Annotated in this window: 12 protein-coding genes and 2 tRNA genes; 3 read left to right on the top strand and 11 right to left on the bottom strand. The window is 60.7% G+C overall.

What is annotated here, in order from left to right:
* The first annotated feature begins 304 nt into the window (after positions 1–304).
* Positions 305–601: a hypothetical protein gene (locus ACQZ5N_RS06945; RefSeq protein ID WP_448732492.1), complete on the top strand. Its 297-nt coding sequence runs from the start codon at positions 305–307 to the stop codon at positions 599–601.
* 73 nt (positions 602–674) lie between these two features.
* Here ACQZ5N_RS06945 and pbpC read toward each other — a convergent pair whose 3' ends face one another.
* The 6 genes from pbpC to ACQZ5N_RS06915 form a co-directional block, all read right to left on the bottom strand.
* The gene (gene pbpC, locus ACQZ5N_RS06940) at positions 675–2,753 is read right to left on the bottom strand and encodes a penicillin-binding protein 1C (protein ID WP_448732491.1); all 2,079 of its coding nucleotides are present in this window, start codon (positions 2,751–2,753) and stop codon (positions 675–677) included.
* Entirely contained in the window at positions 2,750–8,206 is a 5,457-nt protein-coding gene (locus tag ACQZ5N_RS06935; RefSeq protein WP_448732490.1) for an alpha-2-macroglobulin family protein, read from the bottom strand. The genes pbpC and ACQZ5N_RS06935 overlap by 4 nt, the downstream gene beginning before the upstream one ends.
* Positions 8,207–8,324: 118 nt before the next feature.
* Positions 8,325–8,513, bottom strand: coding sequence for a Trm112 family protein (locus ACQZ5N_RS06930; protein WP_003523265.1), 189 nt, complete (start codon positions 8,511–8,513; stop codon positions 8,325–8,327).
* A gap of 10 nt (positions 8,514–8,523) precedes the next feature.
* Positions 8,524–9,195, bottom strand: coding sequence for an LON peptidase substrate-binding domain-containing protein (locus tag ACQZ5N_RS06925; RefSeq protein ID WP_020808696.1), 672 nt, complete (start codon positions 9,193–9,195; stop codon positions 8,524–8,526).
* A 69-nt stretch (positions 9,196–9,264) separates the two neighbouring features.
* A complete protein-coding gene (gene trxA / locus ACQZ5N_RS06920; RefSeq protein WP_035261692.1) occupies positions 9,265–10,233 on the bottom strand; it encodes a thioredoxin in 969 nt (322 codons plus the stop codon).
* 53 nt (positions 10,234–10,286) lie between these two features.
* Positions 10,287–10,796 carry a prolyl-tRNA synthetase associated domain-containing protein gene (locus ACQZ5N_RS06915; RefSeq protein WP_448732489.1) on the bottom strand — a complete coding sequence of 170 codons (510 nt, stop codon included), beginning with the start codon at positions 10,794–10,796 and terminating at the stop codon, positions 10,287–10,289.
* A gap of 253 nt (positions 10,797–11,049) precedes the next feature.
* Between ACQZ5N_RS06915 and ACQZ5N_RS06910 the strand changes: the two genes are divergently transcribed.
* Both ACQZ5N_RS06910 and ACQZ5N_RS06905 read left to right on the top strand, forming a co-directional pair.
* Positions 11,050–11,124 (top strand) — tRNA-Gly (locus ACQZ5N_RS06910).
* Positions 11,125–11,413: 289 nt separating this feature from the next.
* The gene (locus ACQZ5N_RS06905; RefSeq protein ID WP_448732488.1) at positions 11,414–11,713 is read left to right on the top strand and encodes a hypothetical protein; all 300 of its coding nucleotides are present in this window, start codon (positions 11,414–11,416) and stop codon (positions 11,711–11,713) included.
* Positions 11,714–11,933: 220 nt separating this feature from the next.
* Here ACQZ5N_RS06905 and ACQZ5N_RS06900 read toward each other — a convergent pair.
* The 5 genes from ACQZ5N_RS06900 to serA form a co-directional block, all read right to left on the bottom strand.
* Positions 11,934–12,010: transfer RNA gene (locus tag ACQZ5N_RS06900), tRNA-Met, on the bottom strand.
* A 135-nt stretch (positions 12,011–12,145) separates the two neighbouring features.
* Complete coding sequence (gene mnmA / locus ACQZ5N_RS06895; protein ID WP_035239631.1) at positions 12,146–13,342, bottom strand: tRNA 2-thiouridine(34) synthase MnmA; 1,197 nt, start codon at positions 13,340–13,342, stop codon at positions 12,146–12,148.
* Between the two features lie 207 nt (positions 13,343–13,549).
* The gene (locus ACQZ5N_RS06890) at positions 13,550–14,740 is read right to left on the bottom strand and encodes an OpgC family protein (RefSeq protein ID WP_035264188.1); all 1,191 of its coding nucleotides are present in this window, start codon (positions 14,738–14,740) and stop codon (positions 13,550–13,552) included.
* A 473-nt stretch (positions 14,741–15,213) separates the two neighbouring features.
* A complete protein-coding gene (locus ACQZ5N_RS06885) occupies positions 15,214–16,287 on the bottom strand; it encodes a Tim44 domain-containing protein (protein WP_448732487.1) in 1,074 nt (357 codons plus the stop codon).
* Between the two features lie 224 nt (positions 16,288–16,511).
* Positions 16,512–18,107, bottom strand: coding sequence for a phosphoglycerate dehydrogenase (serA, locus tag ACQZ5N_RS06880; protein ID WP_003523252.1), 1,596 nt, complete (start codon positions 18,105–18,107; stop codon positions 16,512–16,514).
* Positions 18,108–18,140 lie beyond the last annotated feature (33 nt).

The raw sequence follows: 18,140 nt of genomic DNA, 5'->3' as shown, positions 1-18,140 counted from the left end.
CGATTTTCATGAAATATTTTTAAAAACAATAGGATAGATGCTGATCAGATGATCTGCCCGCCTCCGGACATGGCGAAGACATCCCGCCATGCATGGAACCGTTTGGCAGACACCATAACTCTTCTGGATTGAGCGACGAAGTATCCCGCATTTCCTGCGAAGCCCATTTGCCGGATGGCAGAAAACTTGGCGCTGTGTGGGAATATTGAATGGGAACATTGAAAGCCGAAGATCGCTTCCTATTATGAATGATATGCGGCGAAGCAAGGTATCGAAGCAGCATCCGCAAGACGAAGGAGATTTGATGATCAACGAATATGGTCCATACGTGCAGATGTCGACGCTTGGAGAGCGCATGGCCGCCCTGTACCAGATGGATGCGAATCTCGCATTGGAGTCGCACCTGACTCACTATATGGACGAGGTCGAGGTCAACATTGCCGCCGATACGTTTGACCACGTTGGTTTCATGAACAAGATCAGTGGCCAGTTGCAGGTAAAGCTGAAGGCAACGGACGACTCCAGACGCCGGGAGTTTCTGCAGGCCATCGTCTCATCGCTCCAGGAGCGTATCCGCCGCCATTCACTGGATATTGCTTGACGGCAGGCCGCCGCACGACATTGTCCTGCCTGAACCGCATGGCGCTGCCTCGTCGGGCGGACTTTTCTGCCGGTTACTCGACGAAAACCCGCACGCTCGAGGCGCGGCCGTCGGCGTCGATCACCGTAAGTGTGGAAAATCCCTGGCCTTCCGGCCGCCATTCGCTGTTGCGGCGATGGGATGCGTTCGGCAAGGGCAAACCATTGGCGAGCCAGCGGAAGGGTGCGCGCCCGCCCTGCAGCTTCAGTACCAGCGGCGAGATGCCCGACTGGCCGGAAAGCTCCACGCGCGCGCCTTCGGGCGGGTAAACGATGCGCGGGGCGCTTTCACGTCTTGAAGCAGAAAGCAGGCCGCTGGCCGTCGTGGTGAAACGCCGCTGGTTGGCGGGGAGGTCATTGACCGCGACCCGCGCGACACCGGAAGGTGCGGCCGGCATCGGCGTGATCGCCACGCCGGATTTTTCGAAAGCCTCGAACAGGATCGGAGCGGCCGTCGCATAACCGGCAATGCCCGGCACCGCACCATTGTCGGCCCGACCGACCCAGACACCGACCACATGCCGCCCGTCATACCCCACCGACCAGGCATCGCGATAGCCATAGCTGGTGCCGGTCTTGTAGGCGATGCCGCGCTGTTTCATGCCGAGCGGCGGCAGCACGCCGGACAGGATGTCGGAGATATTCCAGATCGCGGCATCGGAGAATAGCCGGTCGCTATCCAACCGTTCCGGGTCCGAGCGGACGCCGTCTCCAAGCCGCACGGGATCGCCGCCGCCGGCAAGCCCCGCATAGAGCTGCACCAGATCGACCAGCGAAACACCCGCGCCGCCAAGGGCGATGGCAAGCCCCGGCGCTTCATTGGCGGGAAGCACGAGTTTCACGCCCACCCGCCGGAACCGCACCATCAGCGCCGAGGGGCTGACGGCGTCGAGCAGCTTGACGGCAGGCACGTTGAGCGACAGTTGCAGCGCCTGCCGGATGCTGACATCGCCCTGATAGTGCATGTCGAAATTGCGCGGCCTGTAACCGGAAAAGTCGGCCGGGCGATCCTCGATGATGGTTTCCTGCCCGACAAGACCGTCTTCGAAGGCAAGGCCGTAGATGAATGGCTTGAGGGTGGAGCCCGGCGAGCGAACGGCCCGGCTCATCTCCACGAAACCGCGTCTTGCCGTATCGAGATAATCCGCCGAGCCCACTTCCGCCAGAATATCGCCGCTCTGCGCATCCGCCATGACGATGGCGACGGAGACCCTGTCGCCGAGCTTTTCCGCCGCATGGCGGGCGACACCCTCCAGCTCCCGCTGGATCGGCAGCTTCAGCGTGGAGCGCACCTCGGCAGTATTTGGGAATTTCACCCGTGCGGCGACGGCCATATGCGGCGCATAGGCCGGCAGGTCCCGCCGGTTGGCGGGCACATTCGCAAGAGCCGACCGTTCCGCCTCCCCCTCACCCACCACGCGTTCCACGGCAAGCCGCTGCAGCACCCGCTCGCGCGCCTGCTTCGCCGCCTCAGGAAAACGATCCGGACGGCGCTTTTCCGGCAATTGCGGCAGCGCCACCAAAAGGGCCGCCTCCGCCGTATCGAGCCGGCCCGGCTCCTTGCCGAACCAGGCGAGGCTTGCGGCACGAATGCCTTCGAGATTGCCGCCATAGGGCGCGATATTCAGATAGAGATCGAGGATTTCCGCCTTGCTTAGCCGTCTCTCTATCTGGAGCGCGCGTGCGGCCTGTAGGAATTTCGCCGAAAACGACCGGTCGGCGCGCGGCTCGATCAGCCGCGCCACCTGCATGGAAAGCGTCGATGCGCCGGAAACGATCCGGCCGTTGCTGGCCAATTGCCAGGCGGAGCGCAAAAGCGCCCAGGGATCGACGCCGTGATGCTCATAGAAACGCTGGTCTTCATAGGCCACCAACATGCGCAGGAACTGTGGGTCGACTTCGGCGGCCGTGGTTTTCAGCCGCCAGCGGCCATCGGGTGTCGCAAAAGCGCGCAAAAGCTTGCCGTCACGATCCAGAACCTCGAAGGATCGTTGCTGCGCAGCGTCCAGCGGCGGCGGATAGGCCTTGTCCAGCGCATCGAGACCGAAGGCCGCACCGCCCATAAGCAACGCGGCCGTCATGATGCCGACAATGATCGCCTTCTTCCGCCTCATGGGTTTGCCGAGCGCACCTCCATGCGGCCGGTTGCCGTGCGGGCGGCAAATTGCGGCCGGTACATATCCTCAACCGAAGCTGCCGGATGATCGTAGGTGCCGGGGGTAACGGCGCGGACCACATAGGCCAGCGCAATTTCCGAACTGTCGCCCGCCGATCGGTCGAAGGCCGCCACGAAACGGTCGTAGCGGAATTCGGTATGCGCCGCTTCCGTTTCCGGCAGCCAGTCGAAATTCGACAGTTCGGCCGAATTGACGAGGCTCGGATTGTCGATTTCGAAACCGGAGGGCAACAGGTCCGTCACCAGAATGCGCGACTGCCAGTTATTCTGCGGCACCACATTCAGCACCACGACATAACGCTCGTTCTGGACCACCTCGCTCGGGTTCACCTCTTCGCCATCCATGGAATAATAGGTGCGGGTGATGGTGAAGCCCTCGCCGCCTGCGGCAAGCGGCTGGGCCGGCGGCGCCACCGTGGTGACGACGGCCGTGACCGGATCGGCCGAGGCATTGGCGATCTTCAAGGGTGCGGCCAGCAATTCGTCGCCGCTCATCCTCTTGCCGAAGCCACCGGTCTGCAGATCGCCGTTCACATCGAGACGGATATCCTTGTCCTCGCCTTTGACGGCGCGGGCGGCCAGCAGCATCCATGCCTGTTCCTGGGTGCTGGTATAGGGCTTCTTTTCCCATTCCTTGGCCACCGCACCGGCAAGCTGCGGCACGACGGCCGGAACCGGCCGGCTTTCCGCCGCAAGCGCCAGCGTCGCCGCGCTGTCACGCAGGGCGGAGCCATAATCCGCGCGCGAGAAGCTGACATTGGTGGTGCGGCTTGCCATGTCGAGCGAAGCGCCGAATACGGCCTTCGAACGGGCCTGATCGCCATAAAGCGAGAGGGCCGCGGCAACCTGCGCCTTGGCAAGCGGTGTCGGGAAATCGGCAAGCGCCGTATCCGCGTAATAACGCAGATCGTTGATTGCCGCCTTGCGGTTGCGCGCCAGCACATAAAGCGAATAGGCGATCTCGTTGCCGCGATCCTTGACATTGCTGTCATAGGAAAGACCGTTTTGCAGGTTGTTCAGCGCCTGCACCATGGCGGCTTCGGGCACATCGTAATTCTGCTCACGGGCGCGGGTCAGGAAGTCGCTGATATAGGCATCGAGCCACAGATCGCCATAACCCGGCGACCAGAGGCCGAAGCTGCCGGAACTCGACTGGAAGGACAGCACGCGGTAGATCGCCTCCTGCACCCGCCGGCGGGTGTCGGGGTCTTCTGCAAGGCCGCTATCCTTCGTCAGTTCCGAAACGTAAAGCAGCGGCAAAGCGCGGCTCGTCGTCTGTTCGGCGCAGCCGTAGGGATATTTGTCCAGCATCATCACCAGCGCCGGAATATCGAAAGCCGGCGAGCGCGTGACATTGACCGCGACGGACGAGCCGAGCAGCATGCTGTCGGCCAGAAGATCGCCGTTGATCGTCAGGCTGCTATTGGGCGCGATCTTGATTTCGCGCCGCGTTGTGACGGGCAGAACGGCCGGACGTACCGGCACGTTCAGAACCTGCTCCAGTGAAAGACCGGCGGCATTGGAAACCTTGATGGTGATCGCGCCATTGCCGGGCTGTTCGCCCGTCAGCGGGACCGTCAGTGAAGACTTGCCGCCTTTCTGAAGCGCGAGAGTTTGCGACATCTCGCCCTGATCGACGGTCAGCGCCGTATTGCTGGTCACGTCCAGCCGGTAATCGCCGGCCTCGCCATCCGTATTGGCGATATCGAGCCGCAATTGCGAGACATCGCCGGGAGCGAGGAATTTCGGCGCGCTGGCCGTGACCACCACGGGATCGCGAATGATGGCGTCAGAGACGGCATGTCCCACGCCTGTCTTCGTCCAGGCCACCGCCATGATGCGGGCCGTACCGTTGAACTGCGGGATATCGAAGCTGACCGTCGCCTTGCCGTCTGCATCGAGTTCGACCGGACCGGCAAAGAAGGCCACGAGCTTTTCCGTGGGCGGGCTGCCCTGAAGGGCTGCCCCGCCGCCGTCACCGCCGGTGCGCAGCCGGCCGGTGGCGCCGAGCGAACCGTCGATCAGGCGGCCGTAAAGGTCGCGGATTTCCAGCCCCAGCCGGCGCTGGCCGAAATACCATTCATCCGGCTTTGGCGGCTCATAGCGGGTAAGGTTCAATATGCCGACATCGACGGCCGCAACGATGGCATAGGCCTTTTCGCCCACGCCGGCACCGGCAACGGTGATCGGAATTTCAAGCGGCTGGCGCGGCAGCGTTTTCTGCGGCGCGCCGAGCGTGACGGCAAGTTTGCGCTCGGCCGGATCGACGGCGAGCCATTTGATGCCGATGGCGCGCATCGGCATACGGCTTTCCTGCGCATCGCCGGGACGGAACAGCGTGGCTGTCACATAAGCGCCCGCACCCCATTCCTCGGTGACGGGAATGTCGATCTCGCCGCCATCCTCGCCGATCTCGGCATTCTGCACGGCAATCAGCTTTTCCGAACCGGAAGTCACCATCAACTCGCCGGCAAAACGCGAGGAAACCTTGAGTTTGGCCGTATCGCCGATCTTGTAGCTCTGTTTGTCGAGAGCGATTTCCAGCGCATCCGGCGTTTCGGTCGAGCTTGCCTCGACATAAAAACCGGCATCGAACTCAACGCTGGAAACAGGCGCGCCATTGCCGGCGCCCTCCACTTCCAGCCGGTAGCGGCCCCAGGTGACAGGCACGGAAATCTCGCCGCCATTGGCATCGACCGAAAGCGTGCCGGCTTCCTGCTGCTTGGTATATTCCACCGGCTCGTAACGCCAGGAATTGCCCTGACGATACCATTGATAGTTCCGCTCGACCTTGATGAGCTTCCAGGTAAGGCCATTCATCGCCTGTCTGGCGCCGTCGGCACTGACACCGATGATGTGGAAACGACCAACGGAGTTCTGGGCGAGATCGCCGGAAAATTGCGGTTTGATACCGATGACCGGCGCTTCAGCCTTGATGGGCAGCGTCAGGGAGCGCTCCACGGCACGGCCGCCGGCCTCGCGCATGCGCACGGTGATGTTGGCGGAAAGAAGCTGCGTTGTGAATGGCAGGTCGGTCAGATCGACATTGAAGCTCGCCTTGCCTTCTTCGTCCAGAACCGGCAGATCGGCAAGTGTGGTGCGGTTTTCCTCTTCGCTCTCCTCATCGGCCAGACCGAAGAAATAGCCTTCGAAATCGGCACTGGTGCGCGTCGGTTTGATGGCGACCTCGCCTTCCAGCGTCAGGCCGGCAGCGGGCGCGCCATAGAGATAGCGGCCATCGACGTCGATTGCCGTTTCCGCGCCAGGGTCGATCTGCTTTGCCTTGCTGGAAAGATCGAACTCGGTGCGGTCAGGCACGAAATCATCGACGAGGAAGCTCTTTTCGCTGATCGCAGGCGTTTTCGGATCGGTATGGATGCGCAATGTCCAGGTGCCGCGCATCGCATTTGCCTGCAATGGCAGATCGACCGCATGGCCGCCCAGCGCCTTGCCGTCGCTGACGAAACGCCGGTCCTCGACACCATCCGGGCGCGAGAAGATGAAGGTGAGCGGCAGATCCTCGATTGCCTTGCCGTCGACATCGCGGGCAAGGGCTGCGGCATGCACAGTCTCGCCGGCGCGGTAGATACCGCGTTCCGTCCAGCTGAACACGTCGATGGCGCCGGGGGCTGCACGGCCCGTCACGCCGCGATCCGAAAGATCGAAGCCGGCGCGGGTCATGTCGAGGAAGACGTAATCCTTGTCGCCGTTGCGCGCCGTCAGGATCGCAGGCGCCTGCGCCGCCGTGCCGCGCATCAGGCCAGCCGAGAACACCGCGCGGCCGTCCGCATCCGTCTTCGCGGTGCCCAGCACCTCGTTATTCTTGGCGAGCAGCTGCAAATCCACATCTGCTAGCGGCTTGGCGCTGCCAAGTGCACGGACAAAGACATTCAGACCATCGGTTCCGGCATAGGTGGTGATGCCGGTATCGGAAACCAGGAACCATTGCGTGGCGCGCGAATCCCACGTTTCCGGCGCGGTGCCCGGCGGCACGGCGGTCAGCACATAGATGCCGGGCTTGCGCTCCGGCAGGGCCTCATCCACCGGGAAGCTCGTCACCACATCCTTGTTGAGATCGGGCTGGATATCGATCGAGCCCTGCCAGACAAGCTCGCCAATTTCGTTTTCGATACGGTCGGCGTTGTAGCCGTCCATCTGCGTCAGAAACTGCGAGTTTGAAAGAAGCGAGGTGATGTTGCGGTCGCCGACGCGATAAAGCTTCAGGTCGGCCTTGTCGGCATTGACAGAGACGATTGGAATGCCTCGGCGCGCCGTGCCCGGCAGCACGAAATTCTCGCCGGTGAAGCGCACGCTGGCGGCGCGGTCACGCACGTAGATATCGAGATCGACCTGCTTTTCCAGAGGCTCTTCCACCGATGACGGCAGGCCGGCGCGAAACGCGATCTTGTAACGCTGGCCATGGGTCAGGCCTTCCACGCAAATCTCGCTGCCCTTCGCCTCGATGGCCTTGGGGGCTGCCCCATCCAGCGTGATGAAGGAGGAGTAATCGACGCCGTTCTTCACCAGCGGCTCGGAAAACTGCACGCAGGCGCGCGGGCTGACGCTATCCGTATCCACGGTATTATTGATGACGCGGAAACCCTGCCGGGTGCGCAGATCGGCATAGGCCGCCTTGGTCTGTGCATTGTCGACAAGCGCAAGGCTTTCCTTATAGGCATTGAGTGCCGCGCGATAATTCTGGGTTCTTTCAAACGCCTTCGCCAGCCGGTTCAGGGCCTCGGTGCGGGCGCTGACCGTGCGGCTCAGCTGGTAGGCATTGATGGCAGCGGAAGCGGCCTGTCCCGCTATCGAATAATTATCGGTGACCTGCGCGGCCTTTTCCGACAATTCCGCCCAGAGCGCGCCATCGTCAGGTGTGATCGCAAGGGCCTGTTTATAGGTCGTGACCGCATCGGGAATATTGCCGGCGGCTGCCTGCTGCCGCGCCGTCTCCACGAGGGCCTCCAGGCCCTGTTCGCCCTCACCTTCATTCGCCGCAAGGCCGGATTTCAACCGGCGCGCTTCCTGCTGCAGGCTGTCGGTCACGAAGGACAGGCGCTGCGGTGCGCCGATATCGGCTTCCGCGGCCACTTCCACGATCTTGCCGGCAACCGCGCCGGGGAAGGCGTTCAGCTGATTGAAATCCGATTTGAGGAAGCACCATTTCACCTTGGGATTGTAGGTAAAGGCCTTGCAGGCGCTATCGCCGACGCAAATCTCGCCACATTGCTCCAGCGAGACATTTTGCTCCGTCCTGAGATCGAAGCCGAAATAATCGCCATTTTGGGTCGTAACGACCTTACGGGAGGGTTCCGCCGCCATGGCTGGCGGAAAAAACAGGGCGGTTGAGACCGCAACCAGCGAAATCCGGACGAGCGCGCGCAACGACATCAGTTTTCTCCCCGCAACAGACATGTCGGGCGGGACTCTGGTCAAATCCACGCATGGTTGTCAACGCATCTTCGTCAATTCGCGACACGCAATGTGCGAAGGCGGGCAAGCGGGAAGGTTAGTCTTCTATTTTGCGGGCTTCCGAAATCAGCATGATCGGCACGCCATCGCGGATCGGATAAGCGAGCCTCGCGCTTTCGGAGATGAGTTCATTGCGGGCGCGGTCATAGGCAAGGCGCCCTTTCGTCAAAGGGCAGACCAGAAGCTCCAGCAGCTTGGGATCGACATTGCTCATCCTGTCGTCCATGGTGGCGATCCTATTGCAGCACGTTGCCGCTCTCGCCCGACCCCTGGGCAAGAACGATCTCGGTGATGGCGATCAATGTTTCGGCCCGCGTCTTCAGGTCCGGCGCTTCCAGCAGCGCCTGTTTTTCAGCCGGTCCGAACGGAGACATCATGGAAAGCGAATTGACGAGGACGCGGTTGCCAGCCCTTTCCACGCTTTCCCAATCCGCTTCCAGCTGGTTGGCATCCAGAAACGAGCGGAATACCCGGAGCAGGTTTTCGCGGTCCACCGCATCCTCGTCATATTCGCCGGAAAGATCGGCGATGAAGGGCGCATGCCGGAAGCTGCGGTAGGGTTTGCCCGCCTCCACCTCTTCCAGCAGGCGGAAGCGGCACACGCCGGTCAGCGAAATGATATAACGGCCATCGCCGGTTTCGGAAAAGGACGTGATGCGGCCGAGGCATCCGACGGCGCTCAGCGGACCGCCCTCAAGTCCCGCCTCGATGACATGCAGGGCGGGCTGCACCATGCCGATGATGCGATGGCCGGCCAATGCCCAGTCGATCATGGCGAGATATCGAGGCTCGAAAATATTAAGTGGAAGATGGCCTTCCGGTAGAAGCAGCGCGCCCGGCAATGGAAAGACCGGCACGGTTTCCGGCAGATCGTCGTTCTTTACATATCTCGCATTTCCGACATGCATGGGAATCAAGCCCCCTGTTCACTGCTGCCCGGCCGGCGGATCAACCGCCACGGCCGGGATATGCCCGCATTACGAAAACAGTATCGCCGAAAGCTTCCTGCGGCCGGCAACGGTTGCCGGGTCCTTGAAGCCCCAGGCCTCGAAAAACTCCAGAAGCTGGCGGCGCGCGCCGTCGTCGTCGAAGGTCCGGTCCTTGCGCATGACGTAAAGCAGATGGTCCGCAGCCTCGTCGCGCCGCCCTTGAGCATTCAGCACCTTGGCAAGCTTCACCCGCGCCTCGTGACGATCGGGATCGAGCGCAAGCTCGCGCTCCAGCGCCACCGGGTCGCCGATCTTGCGGGCTTCCTCATATTGCGCGATCTTTTTCGAAACGAGCTGAATGCCCGCATCTTCGTTGAGTTCCGCAGGCAGGGAAGAGAGCAGTTCGCTCGCCCGCTCATATTGGCCGGCGGCGATCATGCATTCGGCGATACCGGCAATCGCTGCCGGATTTTCCGGATCGGCCTGCATGACGGCGCCGAAAAGCTGCGCAGCACCATTAAAATCGCCATCCGCCAGAAGCTGCTTCGCCTCCGTCAGAACAGCCTCGATCTCGGCCTTGGGATCGCCCGCATCAGGCCCGGCGATCTTCTCGATGAACTGCTTGATCTGGCTTTCCGGCACGGCACCCATGAAGCCATCCACCGGCCGGCCGTCGGCAAAGGCGACGATTGCCGGAATGGACTGGATACCGAGCTGGCCGGGAATCGACGGGTGGTCGTCGATGTTCAGCTTCACGAGCTTCACGCGGCCATTCGCCTCGTTGATGACCTTCTCGAGCACCGGCGTCAACTGCTTGCACGGACCGCACCAGGGCGCCCAGAAATCCACCAGAACCGGCTGGCGGCGCGATTCCTCAAGAACGTCCCTGGAGAAACCCGCCGTCGTGGTGTCCTTGATGTGGCCGGAGGCCGCACCGTTCAGCTCGCCATTATGATGGGCGCTTGCGGTCATCTGCCCGCTATAGGAACCGCCGTAAGGATTATTTTCGCCGCTCATACCGGTCTCCCGTAACCTCTGTCATATGTCTTATTTGAAGCAAAGATCGTATCTCACTCGCTGACTTTCAAGACAAGCGGCGCATGTCCGGTTGCCTCGAGAAAGCGAATGAGATCCGTGGACGCGATCGTTGTCGTCTGGTCGTTGGAAAGCGGATGGCCATTGACCAGCTCGTTTTCCAGAAGCCCGCTGTCGAGCACGAAGGTGACCTGCCTGTCGGTGTCGTTGATGGCTCCGAACACCGTCACCGAGCCCGGCGCGACGCCCAGATATTCAAGCATCTTTTCCGGTCTGCCAAAGGATACACGGCTTGCCGCACCGATGGTCTTGTGAACGCTTTTCAGATCGACGACCGCATTTTCCTCAACGGTCAGAACGAAATACTGATCCTTCTTGTCCTTTACAAAGAGGTTCTTTGTATGGCCGCCGGGAATGAGGTCGCGCAGCGACTGGGATTCGGCGACGGTAAACACCGGTTCATGCTGCTTCGTGGTGTAGGAAATGCCGAGTCCGTCGAGAAACTCGAACAGCTCCGTTGCCGTCTTCTGGGAATTTTCCGCCATATCCTGCCGCCTGCCTCTACCGATTCCACTATCCTTGTTTCCTGATTAAGGGGGCAACCGACGCTTGGCAACGCAGGAAAAAACAGCCGAATGAAAAATTCTCAATCATTTCCGCCGCTTGTCGCATTTCTCAAAGAAATTTTCGCGTTTTTGTCATTTCCCTGTTGCATTCCAAAATCGATTGAGCGATATAGCGCCCGTCGCCGCTTGGCGGCCCACGGTTCAGCGAACTACCCCGGACCGGTGGATTTGAGCGGGTGTAGCTCAGGGGTAGAGCACAACCTTGCCAAGGTTGGGGTCGAGGGTTCAAATCCCTTCGCCCGCTCCAAATTTTCCTAAAGATAGAATTATCATCAAAGTATCGCCGTTCGCGCGTGTCGCATCGTTCCGTGTCGTGCGGCTTGAGACTCGGCCTGCGCAGCCCCTTGTCGGCAAGTCGCGACGGAAATTATTCCGCAAGCGGAACTTATGCGGAAGATGTCCGTTTCAGACCCGAGGCTCCTAACCTCAGTTCCCCTCTGATTGCCCGCCATGAGCGGGCATTTTTTTGCTGCCGCCCCTGGAACAGCTTATGTGCACAGCACGTTCTCCTGCGTTGTTCAACGCGGGGAAGAGCCATGTCCGCACATCCTGGAAGAATTCTCTTGATTGCCGCATTCGCCACCTTGTCGATATCAGGCACATCGCTTGCCGCCAATATCACGGTTTATCGTGAGGAACGGGTTTTGCCGCACAAAACACATCATCAACCGCGGCGGATCGGAAATACCTATTCCAATTCCGCAGAAATGCACTGCACCGAAAATATTGTGTCCTATCGCTCCCCTTACGAACGGCACACGGAACAGGTCACGCTCTGCCATCCGCCACTAAACTGGCAAACAGGGCCATCAACAGCAACAATATGGTCGCCTTGATCTTGCCATAATTCATTCAATGTGCTTTTGTGCAGCCGCCCTTGTGGGAGGGGGTAGAGGTTGAGACCCGCTGGCTGCATTTTGGCAGTAAGCGGGTTTCCCTTTTTTTTGGGCACAACTTACCGGCAGGCACCATCGGATCCATCGCTTCTCCGGCTCGGAAAAGCAATGAAACACGGGCGCAGAATGGTGCGATCTGGATTTTTCACATGAAGGAAAGTGGTAGCGGGAGAGGGACTTGAACCCCCGACACGCGGATTATGATTCCGCTGCTCTAACCACCTGAGCTACCCCGCCACAGGGGAAACGTGACAGTCATGTGACCGGCCGTTCCATCAGGATGAGCGGCTTATAAGGTGCCGCTCCCCAAAGTGTCAAGCGCAAGATGCGCAAAAAATTCGCTTTCCGCATCGCTGCAAAAAGCGAATGGTTTCAGGCGGCAACCGGCTTTTCCAGAAGCGCCTTCAGCGACGCCTCGGCTTCCGCCGAGCGTTCCGACCGTTCGATGAAACCGCCGCCGTAAACGCGGGCATCGGCACCCGGCGCGGAATAAAGCACGCAGGCCTGACCGGGAGCGACACCGGCCTCCCCGGTCATCAGGTCCACATAGATACCGTTTTCGTCCGCATGCAGCATCGCTTCCGTCGGCGGGCGGGTGGAGCGCACCTTGGCGAAACAGGCAAAGCCCTGCCCGGCATCGCTCGTCAGCTCGCCGTCACCCAGCCAGTTCATGTCACGCAGATAGACCCGGCGGGTTTCCAGCGCTTCGCGCGGGCCAACGATGACCCGGCGGCCGCGCGCATCGAGATGCACGACATAAAGCGGCTCCCCGGTCGCGACACCAATGCCTCGGCGCTGGCCGATCGTATAATGCACGATGCCATCGTGGCGGCCGAGCACGCGGCCGTCGAGATGGACGATATCGCCCGCCAATGCCGCATTCGGCTTCAGCTTGTTGATGATATCGGTATATTTGCCCTGCGGCACGAAACAGATGTCCTGACTGTCAGCCTTCTTGGCGACGACAAGCCCCATATCTTCCGCCAGAGCGCGCGTCTCGGCCTTGGAGAGGCCACCGAGCGGAAAGCGCAGATAGTCGATCTGTTCCTGCGTCGTGGCGAACAGGAACCAGCTCTGGTCACGGTCGCTGTCGATCGGCCGATAGAGCGCACGCCGCCCCGGCTGGCCGGAAACGGGATTGGGACGCGAGCGGATGTAATGGCCGGTCGCCAGCGCATCGGCGCCGAGTTCCTGCGCGGTGGCTAGCAGATCGGCGAATTTTACCGTCTGGTTGCAGGCCACGCAGGGGATCGGCGTTTCACCCATCGCATAGGCTTCGGCAAAGGGGTTGATGACGGTTTCGCGGAACCGCGCTTCGTAATCCAGCACGTAGTGGGGAATGCCGAGCGTTTCGCAGACCCGGCGCGCATCGTCGATATCCTGCCCCGCGCAACAGGAGCCCGCGCGGTGCACGGCAGCACCGTGGTCGTAAAGCTGGAGGGTAATGCCGAGGACATCATAACCCTCGCGCTTGAGGATACCGGCCACCACCGAAGAATCGACGCCACCGGACATGGCGACAACGATCCGGGTATCTTCCGGCCTCTTGTCAAAATCGAGCGTATTCACGTTTTTTCCCATCGTCAGTCATAACGGGGGTAAAGGCCCCGCCGCCTGTCGGTCATCCGCCGCGAGAAACCTGGCCATCAATGGGGCCGTCCTGTCTCGCCATCCTGCGGATTTAAGGGCTGCATATAGAAAGGAATGGCCGCGCACGCAAGTACGGGGCGGAAAACCGCCCCGCAAAGCCGCCAGATTCGGGCTGGGACCCGGCCGTCAGGCGCCGGCCGTTTTCTGGCCGCTGCTGCCGAACCACTTGTCGCGCTCCCGCCACAGGGCTGGCAGGGCCAGCAGTCCGATAGCCGTGAAGGCAATCAGGGTCTTGTTGAGCTGCGACAGTTCGGCTGTGCGGCCATCGAGATAATAGACGCCATAGACGATGGCCACGTGCCAGACATAGACCTGCAGCGAATGGCGGCCGAGCAATTGCAGGAACTTCAGCGACAGCACCCAGATGACGCCCTCGGCGATGGAGCGCACGAGCGGACGGTGGTGCTTCGGACCTGCGATGACCAGCCAGGTCAGGCCGACGCCGACAGCGAGGAAGTTCATGAGATAGACCAGGCCGAAATCGGCGCGGATTTCCATGGTGGAAAATTTGCCCATCATGAATTCCGGCATCAGGCCCCACGCTGTGGCGATGCGCAGCGGCATGAAGAACAGGCAGATGACGAGCGCCGCCTTCGGCAGCCACGTATGCTCAGGCGAGAAGATCGCCTTCCACGGAATGCGGTTCTGCGCCGTCATCGCGCCCATCACCAGCGCCGAATAGAATACGAGCTGCCAGCCGAGCAGGTTGAAGCTGACGCGAATGCCCTGCTCATCCGCACCCTTCACGAGTTCGTTGAGCGGGGTCGTCACGATCTGCTGCAGGCCAAGCTGGCCGGCCATCCAGACCAGCAGGGAGCCGGCCATGACATAGGCCCACTTGCCATCCAGGCAGAGCTTCACCAGCACCGGCGCAAAGATCATGTAGACGATATATTGCGGCAGAATATCCATGAAGGTCGGCTGGAACAGGAATGTCGCAATCGCCGCCAGTCGCAGCGGATCATCGAACGACGTCATGCCGAGCCAGTTGTACCAGATATAGGGTGCATGCGGGATGACCATGCGGAAGAACAGCACGGCGATGACGAGACCCATCGCGTAACGATAGAGTTCCAGCGCCCGGTTCCAGATCATCTGCTTGCCGGCATCATAGCCGTATTTCATCATCTTGCGCGCATAGACCATGCCGATCAGCAGGCCGGACAGGAACACGAAGCCCTGGGCGTCCTCGACAAAGGCAAACTGCCGGTGATTGATTTCCACCAGCCAGAAGCCGCCGGCAAACACCAGATGGTTGATCAGCATGAAGACGAGGAAGTAACCGCGCATCCCGTCGATCAGGTCAAAGCGTTTCATCTCGATAGCTCTCCGTTCTCGCAGGGCCTGCATTGCCCGGCCACCCAGCCCGGCTTGGGAGGGGCCGGGGATTGGATTGTCAACGCTGTTTTGCGCCTGAGGTTCCCTTTCCAAAGCGGTTTAGAACCGGCGCGAAAAGTCACATTGACGTGTATGCGTTCTGGTTAGGATGCAGGGACTGAATGCCGGATGAATAAAAAAAGGCAATTCCGTGAAGCGGATGAGCCATGCGCGGGTAACATGTCGCGGCAAGCAGGGCTCAAAGCCTTGCATAGCAGGGCGAAGCGGAATTCACCGCCGATGACCGGGGGAGATATCACCCGTTAGATTTATCAGTCGTTTTTTGACCGCATATTGCTGTCCCTTTGGCGGAGCGAGCGTCGGCGTGACCATGCTTTCTGGAAGCGAGACGAGCAAAGGCCCGGCGGTCACCAAACCGCCGGGCCTTTAACCGTTAAACACGCTCCGATTCGTCAGGCAGCGGCCTGAATAGCGGCCACCTGCCAGTTGTCGTTTCCGGGGCGGCGAACGAAGGTCCACATTTCCACCGCTTCAGAAGGCTGGTGCTCGTCGCCTTCGATCACCTTGCCGGAGGTGCGGTCGCGCATCACATCGATGGCGGAATAGCGCATCGCCACCGTTGCATAATCCTGGCCCTCTTCGTGCCATGCTTCGGCTACATCGCCCTGTAGCAGCGTCACGTCGCGCACGTCGTTTTTCACACCGCTCGTGGCGTTGTCGCTCAGTTCTTCCGCGAGGTAAGACATGGCTTCCGGCGTCGTCAGCTTGCGCAATGTGCCGTAATCCTCGGCGGCATAGGCGGCCTGCACGTCTTCCAGCATTTTCTGGAAAGTTTCGAGATCGCCCTGGGTAATGCCGATTTCATCGCCTTGCGACATGGCATTGGCATGAGGCGCAGGCTTTGCCGTTGCGGCAGTGGCGGCCACGCCGCCCGCAGCGCCGGCCAGCGCGCCGATCTTTGGAATCTTGAACGAGGATGCGGCAGAGTGCGCCTGCGAACCGCCATTATAGGAGGAACCGGAATGATCCGTGCGCTGCGACCCGCCAGCCGAGCCATAAGCGGGCTGGCCCTGACGGCGCGAGGCGAAGAAACGCATGGCGAGCATGACCAGAAGGCCGATCAGCGCCACCTGCAACAGCATGCCGAAGAAACCGGCCATGCCGCCAAAACCGCCACCGAGCAGCATGCCGAACAGACCGCCCATCAACAGGCCGCCCATCAAACCACCCATCATGCCGCCGAACAGGCCGCGATTCTGTTGCGGCGCCTGCGCGCCCGGACGGGCCGGCTGAGCAGCGCTCGGCGCTGCCTGATTGGTGTTGGGCGTCATGCTGCGGTTGATCGGCGCGGTCTGGCCGGGTGCCGTGCTGGTCGAAGGCGGAGCGGAATAGGTCCGCGTGCCGCGGCTGCCGAAACCGCCGCTGGCGCGACGCGCTTCTGCCATATCAACCGCCACGAAAGACACCGCGATACCAAGCGCGGCGACTGCGAACAAACCCTTGAAGCGCCGAAAGGCAGCAAACATCGTTATCTCCTGTTGGCCGCCCTCCCATGAGCGGCATGTCAGCAGGCGATATAGCAACTCATGATCATCATTTTTAGAGCACTTGGCTTAAATTTTTTGTGATATGCAACCAATGCGATAGTCGACCGTATTTTGCGACGAAACAGACACTGGAAAAACGAAAAACCCGGCACAGGGTCTCCCCTGCGCCGGGCCTTATTGTCCCCTTGGGAGGAACGATAAGATCAGTCGACGTTGAAGGTCAGCGGCTTGACCTGACGGATCGCCGGGTTGGCGCGCAGCTTGTCCAGCACGGCTTCGGAAACCGGGCCGTCGACATAAAGCAGCGCGATGGCGTCGCCGCCTTCCTTTTCACGGCCGAGCTGGAAGTTGGCGATGTTGACGCCAGCCTCGCCGAGCGTGGTGCCCATGAACCCGATCATGCCGGGAACGTCGGTGTTGGTGATGTAGATCATGTGCGATCCGACATCGGCATCCATGTTGATGTTCTTGATCTGGATGAAGCGCGGCTTGCCATCCGAGAACACCGTGCCGGCAACCGAGCGGATCTGGTTTTCCGTCTTGACCGTCAGCTTGATGTAGCCGTCGTAAACGCCGGTCTTGTCGCGCTTGACCTCGGAGAGGATGATGCCCTTTTCCTTGATCATGACAGGTGCCGAAACCATGTTCACATCCGCAACCTGGCTGCGGATAAGGCCGGCCAGCAATGCACTGGTCAGTGCCTTCGTGTTCATGCTGGCGGTTGCGCCGTCGTAAAGGATTTCGATTTCCTTGGTGGCGCTTTCCTGCACCTGACCGACGAAGGAGCCCAGAACATCCGCCAGACGGATAAACGGCTTCAGACGCGGCGCTTCTTCAGCCGTGATCGACGGCATATTGATGGCGTTGGAAACCGCACCCTTGACGAGGTAATCCGACATCTGCTCGGCAACCTGAAGGGCGACGTTTTCCTGCGCTTCCGTGGTCGAAGCACCGAGATGCGGTGTGCAGACGACGTTAGGCAAGCCGAAAAGCGGGCTCTCGGTGGCGGGCTCGACTTCGAACACGTCGAAACCGGCGCCGGCGACATGGCCGGACTTGATGGCATCGGCAAGGGCCGCTTCATCCACCAGACCGCCACGGGCGCAGTTGACGATACGCACGCCTTTCTTGGTCTTGGCAAGGTTCTCTGCATTGAGAATGCCGCGCGTCTTGTCGGTCATCGGCACGTGCAGGGTGATGAAATCGGCCTGGGCCAGAAGCTCGTCCAGCTCAACCTTGGTCACACCCATTTCCTGCGCACGCTCGGGCGACAGGAAGGGGTCATAGGCCAGAACATGCATCTTGAGGCCGAGTGCACGCGAGCAGACGATGGAGCCGATGTTGCCGGCGCCGATGACGCCAAGCGTCTTGCCGGTGATTTCGACACCCATGAATTTCGACTTTTCCCACTTTCCGGCCTGCGTGGAGCTGTCGGCGGCTGGAAGCTGGCGCGCGACGGCGAACATCAGCGCAATCGCATGTTCGGCTGTCGTGATGGAGTTGCCGAAAGGCGTGTTCATGACGATGATACCGCGGCGCGAGGCAGCCGGAATATCGACATTGTCGACGCCGATGCCGGCGCGGCCGATGACCTTGAGGTTGGTCGCCGCCTCGATCAGCTTTTCGGTTGCCTTGGTGGCGGAACGGATGGCCAGACCATCGTAATTGCCGATGATTTCGGCAAGCTTGTCCTTGTCCTTGCCGAGCTTCGGCTGGAAATCGACTTCGACGCCACGATCGCGGAAGATCTGGACGGCGGTTTCCGACAATTCGTCGGATACGAGTACGCGAGGTGCCATAGTTCACGGGCTCCTTGAAAAACGGTGCAGTTT

The organism is Agrobacterium sp. 22-221-1 (genome assembly GCF_053522445.1).
This window is presented reverse-complemented; position numbering and strand designations above follow the sequence as displayed.